Here is a 21206-nt window from a genome sequence, read left to right on the forward strand (position 1 = left end):
GAGCAGCCAGCCAGCTTTTAAATCGTACTGAAGAGGTGTCTGCTTGATTAGGGTGCTGGTGGTCGATGACCACGATCTGGTACGCACAGGCATATCCCGCATGCTGGCCGACATCGACGGCCTGCAGGTGATCGGTCAGGCCGAGTCCGGCGAAGCGGCCATCAAGAAATCGCGCGAACTCAAGCCCGATGTTGTGCTGATGGACGTCAAGATGCCTGGAATTGGCGGCCTGGAGGCCACGCGTAAACTGCTGCGCAGCCATCCGGACATCAAGGTCATCGCGGTCACCATATGTGAAGAGGACCCGTTTCCGACGCGCCTGTTGCAGGCCGGAGCGGCGGGGTACCTGACCAAGGGCGCCGCCCTCGAGGAGATGGTGCAGGCGATCCGCATGGTGTTCGCCGGTCAGCGCTACATCAGTCCGCAGATCGCCCAGCAATTGGCGTTGAAGTCGTTTCAGCCGAAGGTTAACGGCTCGCCGTTCGACTTGCTGTCCGAGCGCGAAATTCAGATCGCACTGATGATTGCCAACTGCCAGAAGGTGCAGACGATCTCCGACAAGCTTTGCCTGTCACCGAAAACGGTCAACACCTATCGCTATCGCTATCGCATCTACGAAAAGCTGTCGGTATCCAGTGACGTCGAGCTGGCATTGCTCGCGGTCCGCCACGGTATGGTCGATACCGTCAATTGATGAGCGACTTCGATTCTTCTGCATTCCTGGCGTCATGCAGCGGGCGCCCCGGCGTCTACCGGATGTTCGACGCCGACGCCAAGCTGCTCTACGTCGGCAAGGCCAAAAACCTCAAGAAGCGGCTGTCCAGCTACTTCCGCAAGACCGGACAGGCGCCCAAGACCGCAGCCTTGGTCGCCAAGATCGCCCAGGTCGAAACGACCATCACGGCGAACGAGACTGAAGCACTGCTGCTTGAGCAGACGCTGATCAAGCAGTGGCGGCCGCCGTACAACATCCTGCTGCGCGACGACAAATCCTATCCCTACGTGTTCCTGTCGAGCGGCGACTTTCCGCGCCTGAGCATCCATCGCGGCGCTAAGAAGGAACCGGGGCGCTACTTCGGCCCGTACCCGAGCGCCGGTGCGATTCGTGAGAGCCTCAGCCTGTTGCAAAAGGCTTTCTTCGTTCGCCAGTGCGAGGACAGCTATTACCGCAACCGGACGCGGCCTTGCCTGCAATACCAGATCAAGCGCTGCAAAGCGCCGTGCGTGAGCCTGGTCGAGCCGGAGGAATATGCGGAAGACGTACGCCATTCCGTGATGTTTCTGGAGGGGCGCAGCAATGCACTGGCCGAAGAGCTTTCCAAGAACATGGAAAAGGCTGCCATGGCTCTGGATTTCGAGCGTGCTGCGGAAATCCGCGACCAGATCGGCATCCTCCGCCGCGTCCAGGATCAGCAAAGCATGGAAGGCGGCAGCGGCAACGTGGATATCGTCTCGGCGGTGGTCAGCCCCGGAGGCGCGTGCGTCCATCTGATCAGCGTGCGCGGTGGGCGGGTGCTGGGCAGCAAGAATTTCTTCCCCCAGGTTGCCATCGAGGAAAGCGTGGCGGAGGTGCTCCAAGCATTCCTTGAGCAGTACTACCTGGGCTCGATGGAGCGCGACCTCCCGGCCGAGCTGATCGTTAACACGGTTCACGAGGATTTCGACACGCTCATCGATGCATTGCGTGAGCTGCGCAGCGTCGAAATGGTCATCACGCATCGCGTCCGCGGGACTCGTGCGCGCTGGCAGCAGCTGGCCTTGACCAACGCCGAACAGGCGCTTGGCGCCAGGCTTGCCAGCCGCCAGCATTTGTCGGCCCGTTTCCAGTCTCTTGCCGATGCGTTGGAACTCGACGAGCCTCCCACGCGGCTCGAGTGCTTCGATATCAGCCATTCGAGTGGCGAGGCGACGGTTGCCTCATGCGTGGTATTCGGCCCGGAAGGGGCGCTGAAATCCGATTACCGTCGCTACAACATCGAAGGCGTCACCGCGGGTGACGATTACGCTGCAATGCACCAGGCCTTGTCACGCCGCTTCCGCAAGGCGGCCGAGGGGGAGGGGAAGCTGCCCGATATCCTGCTTGTCGACGGCGGCAAGGGCCAACTGAACATGGCGCGTGACGTACTGCAGGAGCTCGCGGTGCCCGATCTGATCCTGCTCGGGGTAGCCAAGGGTGTCACTCGCAAGCCCGGTTTCGAAACGCTCTACCTGAACGATGCCGCGCACGAGTTCACCTTGCCGGGCGACTCCCCCGCCTTGCACTTGATCCAGCAAGTTCGCGACGAGGCCCACCGTTTCGCCATCACCGGGCATCGGGCACGGCGCGGCAAGGCGCGCACGACCTCGACGCTCGAGAACGTTCCGGGGATCGGCCCTAAACGCCGTCGCGAACTGCTCAAGCATTTCGGCGGTCTGCAAGAGTTGTGTCGCGCCAGCCTTGACGAAATCGCCAAAGCGCCCGGCATCAGTAAAAAGCTTGCCGAGTCGATTTATGCCACTCTGCACAGTGAGTAGAATCCTCATCCAAACTTGCGGACCGTGGTATCGATGAACATCCCAAACATTCTCACCGTACTGCGCGTACTGCTGATCCCCATCATCATTCTGCTGTTCTACCTGCCCTTTAAGTGGAGTTACCTGGCCTGCAGCTTGGTTTTCGCCATCGCCGCCGCAACGGATTGGCTCGATGGCTACCTGGCTCGCCGGCTACAGCAGAGCACGCCGTTCGGCGCCTTTCTGGATCCGGTTGCCGACAAGTTGATGGTCGCGGTGGCGCTGGTCTTGCTGGTCGAGGAGCACGCCAACCTTTGGTTGACGTTGCCAGCCGCCATCATCATCGGTCGTGAGATCGTCGTATCGGCGTTGCGGGAGTGGATGGCTGAGCTAGGGGCGAGAGCGCAGGTCGCGGTGTCCAACCTCGGCAAATGGAAAACTGCGGCCCAGATGACGGCACTGATTATCCTGCTCGCCAATCCTCCGCTGGCGACATTCTGGGTCGGGTTAGGGTATGCCTTGCTGATCGTCGCAGCGGGCCTGACACTGTGGTCGATGGTCAATTACCTGGTCGCCGCCTGGCCGCATCTCAGTCCAACCGAAACGAAATAAAAACTTTTTTAATCAAAGGCTTGACGGGGCGTCACGAAACTATAAAATGGCGCCCGTCACCAAGACGACGCGGGAATAGCTCAGTTGGTAGAGCACGACCTTGCCAAGGTCGGGGTCGCGAGTTCGAGTCTCGTTTCCCGCTCCAGTTTGTTGACGATGGCGCCGCTGAATGCGGCGTCTTCGTTTTGAGGCCGGTTGGCAGAGTGGTTATGCAGCGGATTGCAAATCCGTGTACGCCGGTTCGATTCCGACATCGGCCTCCATTAAAAAAGAAAACCGCAGGCGAAAGCTTGCGGTTTTTTTTCGCCCTCTGTTTTCGTCTCGGCTTGATGGGAAGTCGCAGTCAGACTGACCTCAGCCTGAAAAAGATGTGGGCGTGGCGACTCACTTCGGTCGGGAGAGCTGGAACAACAGGCCGGGCTCAGCCCGGTAGGCGGCGAGCGCCCAGTTGTGCGCGGTCGCTATCTCCTGGCAGATTGCAAGCCCGAGGCCCGCACCGTGATCGCGTCTGTGTGCGCCACGCCAGAAGCGTTTGAACAGATGGGGCAGTTGCGCATCGTCCACGCCTGGGCCCCAGTCACGCAGCGAAAGCGTATCGGTGGCGATATCGAGGTGAACCTTGGTATTGCGGGGGGCGTGTTGGATGGCATTTTCCAGCAGGTTCTTGAGCAGGGTGAACAGCGCGCCTCGGTCGGCCGACCAGTACGGCTGTGCCGGATCGCCGGTTATTACGACGGCCACGCTTGCAGTGTCAGCCATGCGTTGCAGATAACCGGCCGCTTCGTCGGCTACCTCGACCAGGGACCGGGGCTTAATGAACTTGTGTTCATCGAACTAGTGGGCTGCAGGCGCGGTACTGGCGCGCTTCATCAGCTTGAACGGCAAGACCAGGTGTCTATCAGTGCCGAGCGGCCGATTCTCGGACAGGGCGATCAACATCTCTACTGCGTGTTCACCAAAGGCTTCAGCGGGCTGGTAGATCGTCGTAAGCGGGGGGTCGCAAAACGCTGAGAATGTTATGTCGTCGAAGCCGGCAACCGAGATGTCTTCCGGAACGCGCAGTCCAGCCTGTCGAATGCACCTCATGGCGCCGATTGCCATCTCGTCGTTCTCACAGAAGATGGCGGTTGGCCGATCCGCGTGCGCTAGCAAGAGGTGCGCCGCGTCATACCCCGCCTGCAGGGTGAAGTTACCGCGACACAGCAGGGTAGGGTCTGGTTCTATGCCCACCTCACGTAGCGCGTCCTCATAGCCCGCGATGCGTTCGCGGGTCAAAGGGCTCGCCTGCGGCCCCTTGATCAGGCCGATGCGGCGATGGCCTAAATCGAGCAGATACTCAGTCATGGCACGTGCGGCGGCACGATTGTCGAGGCTAACGGTGGGGCACGGCGCGTCGTCTAGCACTTCGCAAGCATTGACCATCGGCGGCAGCGTAGCCCCGCGCTTACCCGAGGCAGCAAAGGGATTGAACGCACGCAGTTGGATGACCCCGTCTGCCTGATGCGCATGGACGAGTTCGGCGTACTCGCTCTCGAGATCCTCACGGCCATAGGTGTTGCATAGCAATACGCGGTACCCATACGCCTGAGCTCTTTCCTGGATACCGCTGATGACGCGAGCAAAGAACACGTTGGAAATCGCAGGCACCAGAACCACCAGGTTTCGCGTCTTGCGCGAGCGAAACTGTACAGCCATCAAATTGGGACGATAGCCCGCTCGCTCGACCGCTTTGAGCACTTTCTCACGGGTTTCGGGTGAAACGACCTCTGGAGTTTTAAGCGCACGTGACACCGTTGCAACGGAGACGCCGGCTAGTTCGGCGACCCTGCGAATGTTGGACATAAATCCTCAGTTTGCTCGTTCGGTTAGCCGCAAAGTTCAGTGTGAAAGTGGACTGCCTAGGCGGTGCTCACTCAACCACAGCGCGCCTTTTTCGTCACCGTCCGATGATGCGGTGGAGACCGTCGCGCCAGATTCTGTCACCCGGCGGTGCCTAATGTAGCGCGGAAATCGTCGCGCGGTTGCTCTGCAATGGGCGTTGGGAACCGGTACCGACAGCCTCGGTGCGCCATTTGACAAGCTGATTAGCCCAGCTAGATTAAGTGCTGATGTAACCGGTTACATTGGTTGGCACTAGCGCTGCGTGGAGGAGAGCGATGATGGTTTCGCCCAATAGGAAAAAGGTTCGCATGGGCATGGTCGGTGGGGGCGAAGGGGCGTTCATCGGGCAGGTACATCGCCAAGCTGCGAGCCTTGATGGACGCATCGAGCTGGTGTGCGGCGCATTCAGCCGCGATGCGGGCAACAATCGGCGCACCGGTGACAACCTGGGGCTATCGCCCGAGCGCTGTTATCAATCGTGGCAGAAGCTACTCGAAGCCGAAGCAGAGTTACCGCTCGAAGAGCGCGCGCAGTTCATCTCGATAGTCACGCCCAACCATTTGCATGCGCCTGTTGCAGAGACTGCTCTGCGAGCGGGATTTCACGTCTTTTCCGAAAAGCCTGCGGCACTTTCACTTGATGAGGTGAAACGCTTGGCGCGAACGCAGTCGACAAGCGATTGCCTGTACGGCTTGGCGCACACCTATCTGGGTTACCCGATGGTATGGCAGGCACGTGAGCTGGTGAGCTCCGGGGCGATCGGGCAGCTACGCAAGGTTTTTGTTGAATACCCACAGGGTTGGCTGAGCGAGGATCAGGCCGCACAAGGCAGCAAGCAAGCCATTTGGCGCGGCGAGCCTGAGCAGGCGGGCCTTAGTGGATGCATGGCCGACATCGGTACGCACGCGTTCAACCTCGCCGAGTTCGTTAGTGGGCAAAGGATCGTCCGCATATGTGCCGCGCTTGGTACGCATGTAGAGGGCCGACGGCTGGACGACGACGGCGCCGCGCTGTTCCAAATGGCCGAAGGGGCGTCTGGCGTGCTGGTGGCCAGCCAAGTCTGCGCTGGCGAAGAGAACGCGCTGAGGCTGCGCGTTTATGGCGAAAAAGGGGGGCTCGAATGGCGCCAGGAAGAGCCCAACAGCCTGGTGCAACGGACGATCGGCGAGCCTGTCCGCGTATTGCGCGCGGGTGTCGATCAAGTCTGGTTGTGTGACGAAGCCCGCCGACGCATGCGTTTACCCGCTGGGCACCCCGAGGGCTATCTCGAAGCTATGGCCAACCTTTACGGCGACTTCGCTGATGCGATCCGTACCCCGGGACTTCCCAGCTTTCCGGGGATTGAGGTCGCTATTCGTGGCATGGCATTCGTTGAGGCTGTCGTGGCCAACCATCGTAGCGACGGCAAATGGACACCCTTGGCGGGTGTGGAGTAGGAGTTCCAGACATGCAGCAGAAAACAACCGCCATAAAAGGCCCAGGTATTTTTCTCGCACAGTTCATCTCTGCCGACCCGCCGTTCAACAGCCTGAACAGCATGGTGCAATGGGCCGCGTCGCTGGGTTATCGCGGTGTTCAGTTGCCAACCTCGGGCACCGAGTGCCTGGACCTGCGACTTGCAGCGGAAAGTCAGACCTACTGCGACGAGCTCAAGGGTATCTGTGCCGCGGCGGGTGTCGAGATCAGCGAGTTGTCGACACACCTGCAGGGACAGCTTGTGGCAGTACACCCCTCGCTCGATGACTTGTTCGATGATTTCGCCCCGAAGGAGCTCCGGGGCAATCCTACCGCTCGCACCGAGTGGGCAATCGAGCAGTTGAAGCTGGCGGCACGTGCCAGCCAGCGCCTCGGGCTGAACGCGCATGCAACCTTTTCTGGCGCGCTGCTCTGGCCTTTTCTGTACCCATGGCCACAGCGGCCGGCGGGCCTCGTGGAGGAGGGGTTCAAAGAGCTTGCCAGGCGCTGGCGGCCGATTCTGGACGCGTTCGAGGATGCTGGTGTCGACCTTTGCTACGAGATCCACCCTGGCGAAGACCTACACGACGGCGCCACCTTCGAGCGTTTCCTCGACCACGTCGGCAACCATCGCCGTGCGCTTATCCTCTATGACCCCAGCCATCTGCTGCTGCAGCAGATGGACTACCTCGGCTTCATCGATCGCTATCACGAGCGGATCGGCATGTTTCACGTTAAGGATGCCGAGTACCGCCCGGATGCTCGCTCTGGCGTATACGGCGGCTATCAGGATTGGATCGAACGGCCTGGGCGCTTTCGATCACTCGGGGATGGCCAGGTCGATTTCAAGCAGATATTCAGCAAGCTGACCCAGTACAGCTATGAAGGTTGGGCGGTGCTGGAGTGGGAGTGCTGCTTGAAGGACGCCGCGCAAGGCGCCGCAGAAGGCGCGCAATTCATTCAAAAACACCTGATCACGCGTGCAACCCGGGCCTTCGATGACTTTGCGGGTGTTGCTGCAAGCGACGCACGCAATCGTAAGTTGCTTGGTCTGGACGCCTCCCATTGACCCGATGTGCACTACAACAAGGACAAAACCATGAGCACTCTCAATGCACGCCTGAGCCTGATGATGTTTCTCCAGTTCTTTATCTGGGGCGGCTGGTTTGTCACCCTCGGCACCTTTCTCGGCAGTACGCTCAGCGCCAGCGGAGGGCAGATCGGAATGGCGTTTGCGACGCAATCCTGGGGAGCGATTCTCGCGCCCTTCATCATTGGTTTGATCGCGGATCGATACTTCAACGCCGAGCGCATCCTGGCCATCCTGCATCTCGCTGGCGCTGTGCTGCTGTACCTGCTTTACCGAAGTGAGGATTTCAGCGCCTTCTACCCCTACGTCCTTGCGTACATGATTCTCTATATGCCCACCCTGGCGTTGGTGAACTCGGTAGCCTTCAGGCAGATGCGCGACCCCGCGCTGGAGTTTTCGCGGATTCGTGTATGGGGCACCGTAGGATGGATTGTCGCCGGTCTGGTTATCAGCTTCGTGTTTGCCTGGGACTCGCAGGAAGCGATTGCGGCCGGGGCTCTGCGCAACACCTTTCTGATGTGCGCTATCGCTTCGCTGCTGCTAGGTCTCTACAGTTTCAGCTTGCCAGGAACGCCACCTTTGGCCCAGCGGGGTCAAAAGAGCGGACTTGGGCAAATGCTGGGGTTTGATGCCTTGAAGTTACTCAAGGACCGCAGCTTCGCGATCTTCTTCGCGTCCTCCGTGCTGATCTGCATTCCGCTGGCGTTCTACTACCAGAACGCCAATCCCTTTCTTGCGGAAATCGGCGTCGCCAACCCTACAGGCAAAATGACCCTCGGTCAGGTTTCCGAAGTGCTGTTCATGCTGTTGTTGCCGCTGTTCATCCAGCGCTTCGGAATCAAAACGACGTTGCTGTTCGGCATGCTGGCGTGGGCTGTACGCTATGGGCTGTTTGCTTACGGTAACAGCAGCGAACTGATGTTCATGCTGATCACCGGTATCGCGCTGCATGGCATCTGCTACGACTTCTTCTTCGTGTCTGGGCAGATCTACACCGATGCCAAAGCGGGCGAGCATTTCAAGAGCTCAGCCCAAGGCTTGATTACCCTTGCCACCTACGGCGTGGGCATGCTCATAGGCTTTTGGGTGGCCGGCCGAATCACCGACCACTTCTCGACGAGTACCGGCCACGACTGGCAGGGTATCTGGCTGTTTCCGGCAGTGTTCTCGCTTGGGGTTTTCCTGGCGTTCCTGTTCGCGTTTCGCGAGCGCCGCGATACCGCGGTGCCTACAGCCAAATTTACGTAACGGTAGAATGCGGGAGGATATGACCCGTTATGTTCAAAAGTGCAAACGGAGCGCACCCGAATACGGCGTCTGATGCGTGAAGCCGCTCGTGGCTAAGCCGGGGACGTCGAAGTCGGCGTTTCCCCGTCTGGCGGTACTGAGGGTTGGTCTAGCCGGTGTGGGATCTCTTCGACTTCATCGAGCGATTCATAACCCACCCTTGCGTCATAGAGTCGCCGGCAGATCTGAAGTTAGCTCTTCAAGCCGTCCGTAAAAATGGGGTAACCCCATTGGCGCGTGGACTACGCACCCCAACCTAATGACGCTTAGTCTGACTGGTAAGCCCTATCCTCGTGGGTCTCAAGAATAGTTCGAATGGTGCCCGAGGCCGGACTCGAACCGGCACGCCTTGCGGCGGGGGATTTTCGTCCCACTTCGGCTTTCGCCGCCGTTCAACCAAAGAACGTTCGTGGGCTGGAGCACGCCTTCACCGTAGCCTTGCGGCCGTAGGTGCCCGCCGTCTGCTCTCTACACCTTCCCAAGAAGACCTGGGCTTGGCTCGGCGTTGGCTCGGATACCAAGTATCCAGGGCTTTCGCCGAATTTGACGGGCTTCACTTCGGACGTTTCCCTCCGAAGGCTCAAATTGTTTAAGTCCCCTGTGTCTACCGATTTCACCACTCGGGCAGAGTGTGCTACTGAGGGAAATGCGCGACCTGCGATCGCGGCGCAGGACTATAACCAGCCACAGCACCCGGCGCAACCGGCCATCCTCTGCCTTGGTGCACTTTGCATCGCAGACTTCATGATCAGCGGTCGCTCTGCGTCTGAACGTCGGTCGTTGGGTAACCTCAAACGGAAACAGCAACCGTTTTGGAGAATGAGGCATGGCTACGCGCGATCCGCTTGACCACTCCGCTCGTCCGACCAGCCGGGCCAATACCGACGATGATGGCATCCGCGTCCCGGGCTCACCGCCACCGTTGGGCAGTGAGCGCACGGATGTAAACCCCGGCCATGAGGCAGGCGTTGACGAACTGCCGGGCAACGATGGTCAGACGCCAGCATCGACCGAAGAAGCGCAGCGTATCAGGAGCCGCGTACCGGACATTGACCCTGACAACGCCGAGCGCACTGACGCGCCAAATCCTCGGTGAGGCAGGCAATAAAAAGCCCCGCGCGAGGCGGGGCTGTAGAGGTATTCGTGTCGTTCCATTGTCCTTGATGCCGCAATCCAACGGCGGGGTCCGTTCTCGGGCGTCCTGCCTCGATGCGCGTCCTGCGCTACTGGTGGGTAGATTAGGCAGGTCGGCGCTGGTGGGAAATAGGCGAAACCCGTCGGCGCACGTCAGTCATGGCTTACAGAGGCGTCGATATTCATGATCAAGCCGTTGCGATCCGCGCTTCCCGTGTTGCTTGCCGCACTGGTTGGTGGTTGCGTGGCCGTCGAGCACGTTCCACCGCCCAAGGGCGATGATGAATATGTGTTCGCTTGCGCACAGGAGGCTGGCCAGCCGAGTTGCGACGCTCGCGCCGAAGCGGCATGCCCAGCAGGGTACGAAACCTTGCGTAGCGAGCAGGGTTTCGAGCGCAAGGAGTTGAGGGTGCGTTGCAGAACCGGCGGCAGCGAGAACTAACGCTTACCGCCGGCATCGGTGCTAGCTGTCGAGCAGCTCCTTGGCTTCTCCCAAGGCTTTGAGTGATCCTTCGTGGTCGCCGGCCTTGTGGAGTTTTTCCCCTTCCTCACGCAGCGCCTGGACACGCGCCAGGATGGCGGGATCGGCCGGTGGATCCGACTGCAATTGCTGATCGATTTCTGCCATGTCTTGCGGGCAGTGCATCGCCCACGTTGGTGCGCTCATCAAGGCCGCAATGGCGAGTACCCATAGTCTTCGCATGATTCGATCTCCAGGCAGTTAACGTCCGCTGAGTATAGAAGGCGTGCAGCCGCCGTTCGGATTTCGGACGCAAGGTACGATCCATACGAACCGGGCGTTTTGGATAGTTATCGTACAACTGCTGAGCTATGATAAGCGTCAGTTCGTTTCTCAGAGATCGAAGTGCCCATGGAAAACCAGAGCGCCCAGCCCCGTGTCCGTCGGAAACACCGCAGCCTTGCTCAGGAGTTGGTGACCGAGCTGTCACAGCAGATACGTGATGGCCTGATCAAGCGTGGCGACAAGTTGCCCACCGAGTCAGCGATCATGCAGGCGCAGGGCGTGAGCCGTACGGTGGTGCGCGAGGCAATATCGCGGCTGCAGGCGTCTGGCCTGGTCGAGACACGCCATGGCATCGGCACGTTCGTGCTGGATACGCCGAGCACCACCGGCTTGCGAATCGACCCGGCGACCATCGGCACCTTGCGTGACGTTCTGTCGATTCTCGAATTGCGGATCAGCCTGGAAGTGGAGTCGGCCGGCCTCGCGGCGACCCGGCGCACACCTGAGCAGCTGGCCGCCATGCGGGCATTTCTCGATTCGCTTCAGCGCAGCGCCGCGTTGTCCAGCGAGGCGGCTGTGTCTGACTTTCAGTTTCACCTGCAAATCGCCGAAGCGACCGGCAACCGGTATTTCACTGACATCATGAACCACCTGGGTACGGCGATCATTCCGCGTAGCCGCCTCAACTCAGCGCGGCTGGCGCACGATGACCAGCCGCACTATCAGCAGCGCCTCGGTCGTGAGCATGAGCAGATCTACGATGCCATTGCGCGCCAGGATGCGGAGTCCGCCCGCGCGGCCATGCGCCTGCACCTTACAAACAGCCGCGAGCGGCTGCGTCAGGCGCACGAGGAAGCGGAAACGGACAAGGCCGACTGATCGAATCAGGCTACGCCTAACTGCCTCACCACAGCGTTAAGCTGCCGGTGGGGCAGTCTTGTTTCTAGCGGACTGCTTTGGCCGCGTTAGCGATCTTCACTGCTTGCGGTAGGCGAGCAGCACGATACCGCCGACGACGATTAAGCCACCCACGACCTGCAGTGCCCCGAGCAGTTGGTCGAGTATCAGCCATCCCAACAGCATGCCGGCGACCGGCTCCACGTTCATCACCGGAGCGTTGCGGGCAATGTTCAATCGGGGCATGCAGATGAATAGCGTGGAGAAGGCTGCACCGTAGAGCAGCACAAGGCAGGCCAGTGCGATCCAACCAACGCTTGCGCTAGGCAAGCTCAACCCTCCGGGAATCAAGCCACTGGCCCCAAGCATGGCGGAAGCGCCGAGTACCACGGTGAGCGTCAGCATGCTGCGCACTGATCCGGCCATGTTCGACAGCTTGTGCTCCGTGATCCACAGCGCCAGCGCGAAAACCGCGGCGGCGGTCAGACTGAACAGGACACCGGATGCCCACTGCCCATCCGGGGCGTCATTGCTCATCAAACGCGCGGGGACATCCAGCACCAGTATCAGGCCGATCAGGATCATGCCCATGATCGCAACCGCATGGCGCGTCGGTCGCGGGCCGCCGAGTAGCCAGGTGAGCAGTGCGAGCAGGATGGGCGACAGGTTGACCACCAGCAACGCCAGTGCGACGGGAATGCGCGCCACCGCCGAGTAAATGCAGAAGCTCTGGATGGCAATCAGCAGGCCGAGCGCCAACTGCCAGCCCCAGGTGGCGCGGCTCAGGCGCAGCGATTCGCGACGCCATAGCACGAGCGCGATCAGTACCAGCAGCGTCACGCCGGCACGGCAGAGCATGGCGAGCAATAGGCCAGTGTCATGATCGAAGGCAATCCGCGCAGCAATATGATTGCCGGCAAAGGAGCAAGCCAGGGTCATCAGCACCAGTACGGCAATGTGGCGTGGGAAGGGTGCAGCGGTCTGCATCGGGATTGGTCCTGTCCTGGGCATTTCATCTGACCGCCAATGTTCAGTGGCGGAGTGCGTCGTTGTTCGAAAGGGCGGGCTGCAAAGCAAAACGCCGCCCGGTGGGCGGCGTCCTCATTCCTGCGCGGAGGACTGTCAGAGCACCATGCTCGGCAGCCAGAGGGAAATCGCCGGAATGTATGTGACAGCGAGAAGCACCATGAACAGCGCGATATAGAAGGGCAGCAGTGCCTTCACGGTATTCTCGATGGTCACTTTGCCAATCGCTGCGCCGACGAAGAGTACCGCACCGACCGGTGGCGTGATCAGGCCGATACCGAGGTTGACCAGCATGATCATGCCGAAGTGCACCGGGTCGACTCCAATGCCGGTGATGACTGGCATCAGGATCGGCGTGAGGATCAGGATCAGCGGCGCCATGTCCATCAGCGTGCCCAGCACCAGCAGCATTAGGTTGATGCACATCAGGATCACGTAGCGGTTGTCCGACAGCGTCAGGAACAGCGTGGTGATCTTCGACGGGATCTGCATCAGGGTCATGATGTAGCCGAAGCTGGCGGCGAAGGCGATTAGGATCATCACCACCGACAGGGTGCGCACGGTGCGGTGCAGCAGTTTTGGCAGCTCGTGCCACTTGTAGTCACGGTAGATGAACATGGTCACGAAGAACGCCCAGACCACAGCGATCGACGCGGACTCGGTCGCGGTGAAGACGCCCGAGAGGATGCCGCCGAGGATGATGACCATGGTCATCAGGCCCCAGAGCGCTTCGGCGCAGATCTTCAATGCCTGGCGCAGCGGAATGACCTCTCCCTTGGGATAGTTGCGCGCCCGAGCGAACAGCAGGCACATGCTCATCATCACCGCGCTCAGCAGCAGCCCAGGACCGATGCCGGCGATGAACAACGAGGAAATCGATACCGTTCCGCCAGCTGCCAGCGAGTAGAGCACCGAGTTGTGGCTGGGTGGGGTGAGCAGCGCCTGCACCGAGCCACTGACCGTGACGGCGGTGGAGAACTCGCGTGGGTAGCCTTTCTTTTCCATCTCAGGAATAAGCACGGAGCCCACCGAGGCGGTGTCCGCCAGGGACGATCCCGAGATAGCACCAAAGAAGGTCGAGGCCATGATGTTGACCAGCGACAGCCCGCCGCGAACAAAACCGACCAGCACACCGGCGAAGGCCACCAGCCGGCGCGACATGCCGCCTTCGGCCATGATTGCGCCCGCCAGCACGAAGAAGGGGATGGCCAGCAGCGAGAACTTGTTGACCCCGCCGGCGACCTGAATCATCACTGCGTCGAACGGGATATCGATCCACCAGGCGCCAATCAGCGCGGACAAACCTAGGGCGTAGGCGACGGGCATACGCAGTAGAAACAGGACGGCAAAGCTGCCAAGCAAAACCAGAGCATCCATTTACGTGGCCTCCTTGCTGTTCTCAACAAACTCGTAATCAACGACGCGACGCTTGCTCTGGTCGCCGAATAACAGCCGTTCGAGCACGAACAGCAAGGTGATTGCGCCGCCAATGGGAATCGGCGAGTAGGTAATCCCGACGCGCAAGGTCGGCAGCGTGCTCATGAACTGGTTCCAGGTAGCGATGCACAGCTTCGCGCCCCAGATGGTCATGAACAGACAAATGATGCCCATCAGAATCTGCACCAATAGCTCGACGTGGCGGTGCAGAAACGGCGGGAGGCGATCGGTGAACATGCTCACCGCCATGTGCGCGCCGGCTCTGTAACTGGCGGCAGCGCCAAGAAAGGTAAAGATCACCATCAGCAGGATGGCTACGGGTTCTGGCCAACCGGCCCCAGTGCCCAGCACGTAGCGCGCGAAGATCCCCCAGGGGATGATCATGGACATGACCACGATGGCCAGGCCAGCGACCCATACGCAGGTCATGTAGATCGCGTCGTTGACGCGCAGCAGCGTGTTTTTCATCAGGTTCACCACAAGCGCGGCGGCGGTGCAGGCCCGCCGCCGCGAGTTTTTCAAAGAGAACGAATCACTGGATCGCTTCGATACGCTTGATCAGGTCGGCATACGGCGCGCCGTACTTCTCGCGAATCGGAGCGGTAGCATCGAAGAAGGGCTTCTTGTCCACCTCGATGAACTCGACGCCGGCTTCCTTGAGCTTGGCTTCGCTGCTAGCGGTCTTTTCGTCCCACAGCTTGCGCTCTTCGAACTGCGCTTCCTTGGCGTACTTCTTGACGATCTCCTGCTGCTCGGGCGTGAGCTTGTTCCAGGTGGCCTTGGAGATCACGATCGGCTCGGGGAGGATCAGGTGGCCGGTCAGCGTGTAGTACTTGGCGCTACGGAAGTGGTTGTGCTCGAGCATGGTCGGCGGATTGTTCTCCGCGCCATCGACCACACCGGTTTGCAGCGCACTGAAAATCTCACCGGTGTCCATGGCGATGCCGTTGGCACCCAATGCGTTGAAGGTCTCGATGAACATCGGGTTGCCGATCACACGGATCTTCTTACCCTTGAGATCTTCGAGGCTGCGTACCGGCTCTTTGGTGTAGAGGTTGCGAACGCCGCCGTCCATCCACGCCAGGCCGACCATGTTGAATTCGGAGTTGGTGATCTTGTCGAGGATCTCCTGGCCGATTTCGCCATCGATAACCTTGCGCATGTGTTCATGATCGCGGAACACGAACGGCATATTGAACACGTTCACGTCCGGGACTACCGGTCCGAGCGTGCCGAGGCTGACTCGAGTCATCTGCACGGCGCCAATCTGCACCTGTTCGACGACTTCTTTTTCCGAACCCAGGACACCGCCGGAGAACATGCGGAACTTGAGTTCACCGTCTGTGGCTTTTTCGATGTTTTCGCCCATATGTTCCTGAGCGACGACGGTCGGGTAACCAGCAGGATGGATCTCAGCAATCTTCAGCGTCATGGCCGCCTGGGCAGCGCTCGACAGGCAAAAGGCGAGGGGAAGTGCAGCGATGAGCAACTTGCGTTTGAAGTCCATGTGAATCTCCGTCTTGTTTTTGTTGGTGTGCAGTGTTGCTAGCGTCGGAGCCTGGATTTGCCACCCAGGCCCCAGGGTGGAGCGTTAGCCGAAGTGAGGTTCCTCCAGGCCGGTGCAGCCGGCGTTCAGGGCGAATACGCCGCCAGCCAGCGGCTGGTCGGAGAGATCACCACCGGGACGAATGGATGTCACGAACAGGGTGTCCAGGCCGGGACCGCCAAAGGCGCACATGGCCGGCTTCTTGACCGGAACCTCAAGCGAACGGTCGAGGCGGCCGTCCGGCGTGAATCGATGGATGAGCCCGGCGTCGTTACCGCAGATCCAGTAGCAGCCATCGCTATCGACTGCCGCACCGTCCGGTCGACCGGGGTACTGGTTCATGTCGACGAAGACGCGTCGGTTGCTCGGTGTACCGGTATCGATGTCGTAGTCGAATGCCCAGATGCACTGGACGCTGGGATGCGAATCGGAAAGGTACATCGTGCGTCCGTCAGGGCTGAATGCCAGCCCATTTGGAACGACGAAATCCGAAAGCTGGGCCTCCAGCGGTTGGCTGTCGGAACCAGCGGTGAACCGATACAGGGCGCCCGCCGGAACGCCTGCTGCCATGTCCATGACCATGGTGCCAGCCCAGAAACGGCCCTGACGGTCGCAGCGGCCATCGTTGAAGCGCATGGCGTCATGTCCGTGGCGGACGTCAGCCAGCCGAGTGGTCGTCAGGCTGCCGTCATCCTGGGGCGCGATTTCGAAAAGGCCATCTTCCATGCCCGCGACCCAGCGCCCAGCCGCTCGACGGGCGATGCAAGCCAACATCTGTTCGCCCGTCCAGCGGGTCACTGTGCTATCTGCCGCCGTCCAGCGCTGGAGCTGGCGATTGGGGATATCGACCCAGTAGAGCGCCTGCTCGGCAGCGACCCAGACAGGGCTCTCCCCGGTAGCGTTGCGCGCGTCGACGATCAGTTCTGCTTGGGTAGCCATTTGCGATTCTCTTGTCGTTATTCGCGGCGTGGCGGGATCAATCCTCGAAGGGACCGGCTTCGCAGAAGGCGCCGCCCTGGTAGATCAGCGCCGGATCGTTGGGCGCGTAGGGCGGCTGCTGTTCGATTTTCTCGCGGAAGACCTCGGAGGTGTCCTTGGGCTCGAAGCCCAAGTGCGCAGCCATGTGGTTGTCCCACCAGACGTCACGGTTCGCCGAGGCGCCATAGACCACCGTATGGCGGACGTCGGGCGTGAAGAGCGACTGGCCGATGAGGTCCGTCAGGTCGCGATAGCTGAGGTACGTTGCCATCATTCGGCGATTCAGCGGTTCGGGGAACGACGAGCCGATGCGGATGCTGACGGTCTCGATGCCGTAGCGATCGAAGTAGAAGCTGGCCATGTCCTCGCCGTAAGACTTGGACAAGCCATAGTAGCTGTCCGGCCGGCGCGCGACGCCGGCGTCGATCGTCTCGGTCTGCTTGTAGAAGCCGATAACGTGGTTAGAGCTGGCGAACACTACGCGCTTGATGCCGTGGCGGCGTGCGGCTTCGTAGATGTGGAAGACACCCTTGATGTTGGCTTCCAGGATTTCTTCGAAGGGACGTTCAACCGAGACACCGCCGAAGTGAGCGATTGCGTCCACGCCTTCGCACAGCGCGTGCACGGCAGCCTTATCGGCCAGGTTGCATGGCATCACCTCTTCGTGGTCGCCAGCGGCTGGCTCCATGGGGGCGATGTCGGAGAGGCGAATGATGTTGGCGTAGGGGCGCAGCGATTCGCGTAATACCTTGCCCAGCCCTCCTGCGGCGCCTGTCAGCAGGAGGCGGTTGAAGGGTGTGGGTGCGGTTGTCGTACTGGTCATTGTTATCTGCCCGTCGCTTATTGTTTTTACGTCATCTGTTGTCGGATGACTTGGCTCGATTATTTGTAGCTGGTTGTATCTTGTCAAGCCGGATTTATAGGCCAAACGAGAGGAGGCGTGGGCAGAAAGCTTTCGATACGGTGCGGTGAAACGGCGCTAAATGCAGCAATAACGGCTGTTGCAAGGGCGTTATCGGGCGCCTTGGCTGGGTGGCGCTTCTCTTGAGCCAAGCGAGTGCCTAGGACTAAAGTCGGGTAGGCGTGGCGGCCTTGATTGGCAGGGCAAACCGGGAAACACAAGCTATGGTTGTATGATGACTTGGTGTTAGCACCTTGATCACTCCGCGGCGTGCCCGTCTAGGCTGGGTTTTCGGCCAAGGGCGCAGCACTTAATACAACCACCCAGGAGCGTCCATGAACGACACGTCCCCAACCCGCGCCGATGACGATCGCATTCGGTGGATTCATCTGCGCTCCGTAGCACTGCCCTTGGCTAACCCGATCAGCGACGCCAAAGTGCTTACGGGCCGGCAAAAGCCGATGACGGAAATCGCGATCCTCCTTGCCGAGATTGAAACTCAGGACGGCCACCGCGGGCTCGGCTTCAGCTATTCCAAGCGCGCCGGAGGGGCCGGCCAGTTTGCACACGCGTTGGACGTCGCGCCTAACTTGCTGGGCGAGAACCCCAGCGACATCGCCAAGCTTTGGGACAAGCTCTGCTGGGCAGGTGCATCGGTTGGGCGCAGCGGCTTGGCGACACAGGCCATTGGCGCCTTCGACGTAGCCCTTTGGGACCTCAAGGCCCGTCGCGCCGGGCTTTCGCTTGCACGGTTGCTCGGTGCCCATCGCGACTCGGTGCGTTGCTACAACACCTCGGGCGGATTTTTGCACACGCCGCTGGATCAGCTCTTGCGCAATACCGATGTGTCACGTGAGAAGGGGATCGGCGGGATCAAGCTCAAGGTCGGCCAGCCGGACTGGGCGCTGGATCTGCATCGCGTGGCGACGGTGCGCCAGCACTTGGGCGATGCCTTTCCACTGATGGTCGATGCCAACCAGCAATGGGATCGTGCTATGGCGCGGCGCATGTGTCGGCGTCTGGAACCCTTCGATCTGGTGTGGATCGAGGAGCCATTGGACTGCCACGACGCCGAGGGCCATGCCGATCTAGTGCGCCAATTCGATACACCAATCGCGACCGGCGAGATGCTCACCAGCCCGGCCGAGCATTGGGAGTTCATACGCCTTCACGGGGCGGACTATCTGATGCCGGATGCACCTCGCGTCGGCGGAATAACGCCATACCTGCGGGTCCAGACGCTGGCCGAACAGGCCGGCATGACATTGGCGCCCCATTTCGCCATGGAGCTGCACGTGCATCTGGCCGCGACCCACGTGCGGGAACCCTGGGTCGAGCACTTCGAATGGCTGGAGCCGCTATTCGACGAGCGCCTGGAAATCCGCGACGGTCGCATGCTAGTGCCCAGCCGCCCAGGGCTTGGGTTGACCCTGAGTGAGCGGGTTGCGGGCTGGACGGTACAGCAGGCTGAAATCGGCCGTCGGGGATAACGGGCGTGGCGCCGCCACGCGGCGCCAGCACGCAGCTGGGCTGAACCAGCGTTACCTGACAGAGACGCGGTGCTACGTCGCGCCAGGCACCTCGCCTTCATCAGCCCAGCTCACGCCAGCGGAGATGAAACGAGAAATGCGAACAGGGGCCGGAGCCCCTGCATGCAACCAGGCAGGGTTCAGGTGCCCTGAAGCTTGCCCACCGCGCCCTTGCGACCACGGAACGCACTCACTAGGTGCCAGAGCACCGAGGCGAGCGCCAGCATCAGGAAGGTCGCTGCTATCGGGTTGCTCAGGAAGCCCATGAAGTTGCCGTCCGACAACATCAGGCCACGACGGAAGTTGGTTTCGGCCATGGGCCCGAGGATGAACCCAATGATGAACGGTGCGGCCGGCATGCCACCTTTGACGAAGCCGTAACCGATCAGGCCGAACAGCAGGATCGTCCAGACATCGAACACGCGGCTGCTGAGGCCGAAGGCGCCCACCACGCAGAGCACCAAGATGATGGGCAGCAGGATGTGTTTGGGGATTGCCAGCAGCTTGATGAAGATACGCAGCCCGTAGAACTCCAGCACCAGCATCATCACCGACGCCAAAATCAGCGCGGCGAAGATGGTGTAGACGAGCGCGCCCTGGCTGATGAACAGCAGCGGACCGGGTTGGATACCGTGGATCATGAAACCGCCCAGCAGGATCGCCGTAACAGTATCGCCCGGGATACCCAAGGTCATCAGCGGGATCATGGCGCTGCCGATACCGGCGTTGTTAGCGGTCTCGCTCGCGACGACGCCCTCGACCGCGCCCTTGCCGAACTGCTCGGGGTGCTTGGAACGCTTCTTGGCGATGATGTAGGACACGATGTTCGACGTACCTGCACCGATGCCCGGCAGAATGCCGATACCGATGCCGATCAGCGAAGAACGAAACGCGTTGGGAATCTGGCCGAAAAACTCCTTGAGCGAGAAACCGAAGCCCTTGACGCCTTTCATGCTCACCGAGCTGACCTTGGTCTTGTGCATGGAGCGACCGGTTTCAGCGATCTTGATGACTTCGGCGACCGCGAACATTCCGATCATCACCGTCAGCATCGCAAAGCCGCCGTTGAGGTTCGGTGAGTCGAAGGTGAACCGGCGAATGGCATCGACCGGGGCGATACCCACCGTGGAAAAGGCAAAGCCGAGCGTACCGGCGTAGATGCCTTTGAGCAGCGAACCGGTGGACAGCGTGGCGATCAGCGTCAGCGAGAAGATCGCGATAGCAAAGTACTCATGCGGGCCGAAGCGCAACGCGACCTTGGCCAGCGACGGCGCAATGGACATGAGCGCGACGATACTGAACACGGTACCGATGAAGGAAAACACCACGCCGACGCCGAGCGCCTTGATGCCCTGGCCTTTTTCCATCATCGGCGCGCCGTCGAAGGTCGTGGCGATGGAGGCGGGCGTGCCGGGGATTTTTAGCAGGATGGCCGAAATGAGGCCCCCGGAGGTCGCCCCAATGAACAGCGCAACGAGCAACGACAGGCCGGCGGCGGGGCCCATGGTGTAGGTCAAGGGGAGGCAAAGCGCGATCGCCATGGTCGCCGAAAGGCCAGGCACAGCGCCGAACACGATGCCGACTGCGACGCCGAGGGTGATAAGGATGAAAATGTACGGTGAAAACACCGCGCCAAAACCGGCCTGCAGTAGTTCGAACATGGCCGCCTCCTAGAATTTCAGAAAGCCGGTCGGGAGCATCAGATCGAAGCCCTGCCGGAAGATAAAGAAGATGGCGGCGGATGCTACGACCGCGATGATGGCGTAGGTGAGGTGGTTGATCTTCTGCTCGCGCGGCGTGATGACGATGAACTGCACATAGAGATAAAGCGCCGTCATGATCAAGAAACCGACCTTTTGAAGGAGCGCGACGTAGATCGCGATCAGCGCCAATGTCTTGAAAACGGTTGGATAGTCCGGTGGCGTCTTTTCCTCCCCGGTGGCTTCGTCGTCAGGATCGGCGGCGGGCGGGGTCGCGGCGCGGGCCGCCAGCAACTGCAGAACGCCCAGCAGGCACAGCCCGATGGCGAGGATGTAGGGCACCGTGGAGGCGTCGATGAAACCTTTGCGCGGAAGATTGATGGTCAGGAACAGGTAGAACAGGCCGGCGGCGAGCATCAGCACGCCGACCAGTAACTCCTTTCTCTTGTAGGTATCCATGGGCGGGTCTCGTATCGGAAGGGAGTGGCCGGGCGC

The 21206-nt window shown here is 60.5% G+C and carries 21 protein-coding genes and 2 tRNA genes; 12 read left to right on the forward strand and 11 right to left on the reverse strand.

Annotated features, from left to right (window positions below; all coding sequences use genetic code 11):
- Window positions 1-43 precede the first annotated feature (43 nt).
- The 5 genes from gacA (at window position 44) to M1D78_RS10210 (ending at window position 3368) form a co-directional block, all read left to right on the forward strand.
- On the forward strand, window positions 44-694 hold the full coding sequence (gene gacA, locus M1D78_RS10190) for a response regulator transcription factor GacA (RefSeq protein ID WP_457933562.1): 651 nt from the start codon (window positions 44-46) through the stop codon (window positions 692-694).
- Window positions 694-2514 (forward strand): excinuclease ABC subunit UvrC, encoded by a 1821-nt coding sequence (gene uvrC, locus M1D78_RS10195; protein WP_457933563.1) that lies wholly within the window; start codon window positions 694-696, stop codon window positions 2512-2514. Before gacA ends, uvrC begins: the two co-directional genes overlap by 1 nt.
- 33 nt (window positions 2515-2547) lie before the next feature.
- Complete coding sequence (gene pgsA, locus M1D78_RS10200) at window positions 2548-3105, forward strand: CDP-diacylglycerol--glycerol-3-phosphate 3-phosphatidyltransferase (RefSeq protein WP_437419374.1); 558 nt, start codon at window positions 2548-2550, stop codon at window positions 3103-3105.
- 69 nt (window positions 3106-3174) lie between these two features.
- Window positions 3175-3250 (forward strand) — tRNA-Gly (locus M1D78_RS10205).
- A 44-nt stretch (window positions 3251-3294) separates the two neighbouring features.
- Window positions 3295-3368 (forward strand) — tRNA-Cys (locus M1D78_RS10210).
- Window positions 3369-3489: 121 nt separating this feature from the next.
- Here M1D78_RS10210 and M1D78_RS10215 read toward each other — a convergent pair.
- Both M1D78_RS10215 and M1D78_RS10220 read right to left on the reverse strand, forming a co-directional pair.
- Window positions 3490-3864, reverse strand: coding sequence for a sensor histidine kinase (locus M1D78_RS10215; RefSeq protein ID WP_437419373.1), 375 nt, complete (start codon window positions 3862-3864; stop codon window positions 3490-3492).
- A 75-nt stretch (window positions 3865-3939) separates the two neighbouring features.
- Window positions 3940-4947: a LacI family DNA-binding transcriptional regulator gene (locus M1D78_RS10220; protein WP_437419372.1), complete on the reverse strand. Its 1008-nt coding sequence runs from the start codon at window positions 4945-4947 to the stop codon at window positions 3940-3942.
- 314 nt (window positions 4948-5261) lie between these two features.
- On the opposite strand from M1D78_RS10220, the gene M1D78_RS10225 reads away from it, so the two are divergent.
- From M1D78_RS10225 to M1D78_RS10245, 5 genes are all read left to right on the forward strand, one after another.
- Window positions 5262-6422, forward strand: a complete 1161-nt coding sequence (locus M1D78_RS10225; protein ID WP_437419371.1) for a Gfo/Idh/MocA family protein — start codon at window positions 5262-5264, stop codon at window positions 6420-6422.
- 11 nt (window positions 6423-6433) lie between these two features.
- Window positions 6434-7510, forward strand: a complete 1077-nt coding sequence (locus M1D78_RS10230; RefSeq protein WP_437419370.1) for a sugar phosphate isomerase/epimerase family protein — start codon at window positions 6434-6436, stop codon at window positions 7508-7510.
- Between the two features lie 30 nt (window positions 7511-7540).
- Window positions 7541-8779 (forward strand): nucleoside permease, encoded by a 1239-nt coding sequence (locus M1D78_RS10235; protein WP_437419369.1) that lies wholly within the window; start codon window positions 7541-7543, stop codon window positions 8777-8779.
- 865 nt (window positions 8780-9644) lie between these two features.
- Complete coding sequence (locus tag M1D78_RS10240) at window positions 9645-9914, forward strand: hypothetical protein (protein WP_437419368.1); 270 nt, start codon at window positions 9645-9647, stop codon at window positions 9912-9914.
- 222 nt (window positions 9915-10136) lie between these two features.
- Window positions 10137-10394: a hypothetical protein gene (locus tag M1D78_RS10245; protein WP_437419367.1), complete on the forward strand. Its 258-nt coding sequence runs from the start codon at window positions 10137-10139 to the stop codon at window positions 10392-10394.
- A 21-nt stretch (window positions 10395-10415) separates the two neighbouring features.
- Here the strand turns inward: M1D78_RS10245 and M1D78_RS10250 are convergent, their stop codons facing one another.
- A complete protein-coding gene (locus M1D78_RS10250; protein ID WP_437419366.1) occupies window positions 10416-10655 on the reverse strand; it encodes a hypothetical protein in 240 nt (79 codons plus the stop codon).
- Window positions 10656-10823: 168 nt separating this feature from the next.
- Between M1D78_RS10250 and M1D78_RS10255 the strand changes: the two genes are divergently transcribed.
- Complete coding sequence (locus M1D78_RS10255) at window positions 10824-11576, forward strand: FadR/GntR family transcriptional regulator (protein WP_437419365.1); 753 nt, start codon at window positions 10824-10826, stop codon at window positions 11574-11576.
- Between the two features lie 96 nt (window positions 11577-11672).
- Here M1D78_RS10255 and M1D78_RS10260 read toward each other — a convergent pair whose 3' ends face one another.
- From M1D78_RS10260 to M1D78_RS10285, 6 genes are all read right to left on the reverse strand, one after another.
- Window positions 11673-12581, reverse strand: a complete 909-nt coding sequence (locus M1D78_RS10260; protein ID WP_437419364.1) for an EamA family transporter — start codon at window positions 12579-12581, stop codon at window positions 11673-11675.
- A gap of 135 nt (window positions 12582-12716) precedes the next feature.
- Window positions 12717-13997: a TRAP transporter large permease gene (locus tag M1D78_RS10265; protein WP_437419363.1), complete on the reverse strand. Its 1281-nt coding sequence runs from the start codon at window positions 13995-13997 to the stop codon at window positions 12717-12719.
- The gene (locus tag M1D78_RS10270; RefSeq protein ID WP_437419362.1) at window positions 13998-14525 is read right to left on the reverse strand and encodes a TRAP transporter small permease; all 528 of its coding nucleotides are present in this window, start codon (window positions 14523-14525) and stop codon (window positions 13998-14000) included.
- A 64-nt stretch (window positions 14526-14589) separates the two neighbouring features.
- Window positions 14590-15564 (reverse strand): TRAP transporter substrate-binding protein, encoded by a 975-nt coding sequence (locus tag M1D78_RS10275; protein ID WP_437419361.1) that lies wholly within the window; start codon window positions 15562-15564, stop codon window positions 14590-14592.
- A gap of 84 nt (window positions 15565-15648) precedes the next feature.
- The gene (locus tag M1D78_RS10280; RefSeq protein ID WP_437419360.1) at window positions 15649-16542 is read right to left on the reverse strand and encodes an SMP-30/gluconolactonase/LRE family protein; all 894 of its coding nucleotides are present in this window, start codon (window positions 16540-16542) and stop codon (window positions 15649-15651) included.
- Between the two features lie 37 nt (window positions 16543-16579).
- The gene (locus tag M1D78_RS10285) at window positions 16580-17404 is read right to left on the reverse strand and encodes an NAD-dependent epimerase/dehydratase family protein (protein ID WP_437419359.1); all 825 of its coding nucleotides are present in this window, start codon (window positions 17402-17404) and stop codon (window positions 16580-16582) included.
- Window positions 17405-17817: 413 nt separating this feature from the next.
- Here M1D78_RS10285 and M1D78_RS10290 point away from each other — a divergent pair, with 413 nt between their 5' ends.
- Window positions 17818-18972, forward strand: a complete 1155-nt coding sequence (locus M1D78_RS10290) for an L-talarate/galactarate dehydratase (protein WP_437419358.1) — start codon at window positions 17818-17820, stop codon at window positions 18970-18972.
- 179 nt (window positions 18973-19151) lie between these two features.
- Here the strand turns inward: M1D78_RS10290 and M1D78_RS10295 are convergent, their stop codons facing one another.
- Complete coding sequence (locus M1D78_RS10295) at window positions 19152-20672, reverse strand: tripartite tricarboxylate transporter permease (RefSeq protein ID WP_437419357.1); 1521 nt, start codon at window positions 20670-20672, stop codon at window positions 19152-19154.
- Window positions 20673-20681: 9 nt separating this feature from the next.
- Window positions 20682-21170 carry a tripartite tricarboxylate transporter TctB family protein gene (locus tag M1D78_RS10300; protein ID WP_437419356.1) on the reverse strand — a complete coding sequence of 163 codons (489 nt, stop codon included), beginning with the start codon at window positions 21168-21170 and terminating at the stop codon, window positions 20682-20684.
- Window positions 21171-21206 lie beyond the last annotated feature (36 nt).

Source organism: Pseudomonas sp. SA195 (genome assembly GCF_054131565.1).

Coding starts and splice junctions, on each gene's coding strand:
- uvrC (WP_457933563.1), top strand. CDS start 694: ATGAGCGACTTCGATTCTTCTGCATTCCTGGCGTCATGCAGCGGGCGC.
- pgsA (WP_437419374.1), top strand. CDS start 2,548: ATGAACATCCCAAACATTCTCACCGTACTGCGCGTACTGCTGATCCCC.
- M1D78_RS10215 (WP_437419373.1), bottom strand. CDS start 3,864: ATGGCTGACACTGCAAGCGTGGCCGTCGTAATAACCGGCGATCCGGCA.
- M1D78_RS10220 (WP_437419372.1), bottom strand. CDS start 4,947: ATGTCCAACATTCGCAGGGTCGCCGAACTAGCCGGCGTCTCCGTTGCA.
- M1D78_RS10225 (WP_437419371.1), top strand. CDS start 5,262: ATGATGGTTTCGCCCAATAGGAAAAAGGTTCGCATGGGCATGGTCGGT.
- M1D78_RS10230 (WP_437419370.1), top strand. CDS start 6,434: ATGCAGCAGAAAACAACCGCCATAAAAGGCCCAGGTATTTTTCTCGCA.
- M1D78_RS10235 (WP_437419369.1), top strand. CDS start 7,541: ATGAGCACTCTCAATGCACGCCTGAGCCTGATGATGTTTCTCCAGTTC.
- M1D78_RS10240 (WP_437419368.1), top strand. CDS start 9,645: ATGGCTACGCGCGATCCGCTTGACCACTCCGCTCGTCCGACCAGCCGG.
- M1D78_RS10245 (WP_437419367.1), top strand. CDS start 10,137: ATGATCAAGCCGTTGCGATCCGCGCTTCCCGTGTTGCTTGCCGCACTG.
- M1D78_RS10250 (WP_437419366.1), bottom strand. CDS start 10,655: ATGCGAAGACTATGGGTACTCGCCATTGCGGCCTTGATGAGCGCACCA.
- M1D78_RS10255 (WP_437419365.1), top strand. CDS start 10,824: ATGGAAAACCAGAGCGCCCAGCCCCGTGTCCGTCGGAAACACCGCAGC.
- M1D78_RS10260 (WP_437419364.1), bottom strand. CDS start 12,581: ATGCAGACCGCTGCACCCTTCCCACGCCACATTGCCGTACTGGTGCTG.
- M1D78_RS10265 (WP_437419363.1), bottom strand. CDS start 13,997: ATGGATGCTCTGGTTTTGCTTGGCAGCTTTGCCGTCCTGTTTCTACTG.
- M1D78_RS10270 (WP_437419362.1), bottom strand. CDS start 14,525: ATGAAAAACACGCTGCTGCGCGTCAACGACGCGATCTACATGACCTGC.
- M1D78_RS10275 (WP_437419361.1), bottom strand. CDS start 15,564: ATGGACTTCAAACGCAAGTTGCTCATCGCTGCACTTCCCCTCGCCTTT.
- M1D78_RS10280 (WP_437419360.1), bottom strand. CDS start 16,542: ATGGCTACCCAAGCAGAACTGATCGTCGACGCGCGCAACGCTACCGGG.
- M1D78_RS10285 (WP_437419359.1), bottom strand. CDS start 17,404: ATGACCAGTACGACAACCGCACCCACACCCTTCAACCGCCTCCTGCTG.
- M1D78_RS10290 (WP_437419358.1), top strand. CDS start 17,818: ATGAACGACACGTCCCCAACCCGCGCCGATGACGATCGCATTCGGTGG.
- M1D78_RS10295 (WP_437419357.1), bottom strand. CDS start 20,672: ATGTTCGAACTACTGCAGGCCGGTTTTGGCGCGGTGTTTTCACCGTAC.
- M1D78_RS10300 (WP_437419356.1), bottom strand. CDS start 21,170: ATGGATACCTACAAGAGAAAGGAGTTACTGGTCGGCGTGCTGATGCTC.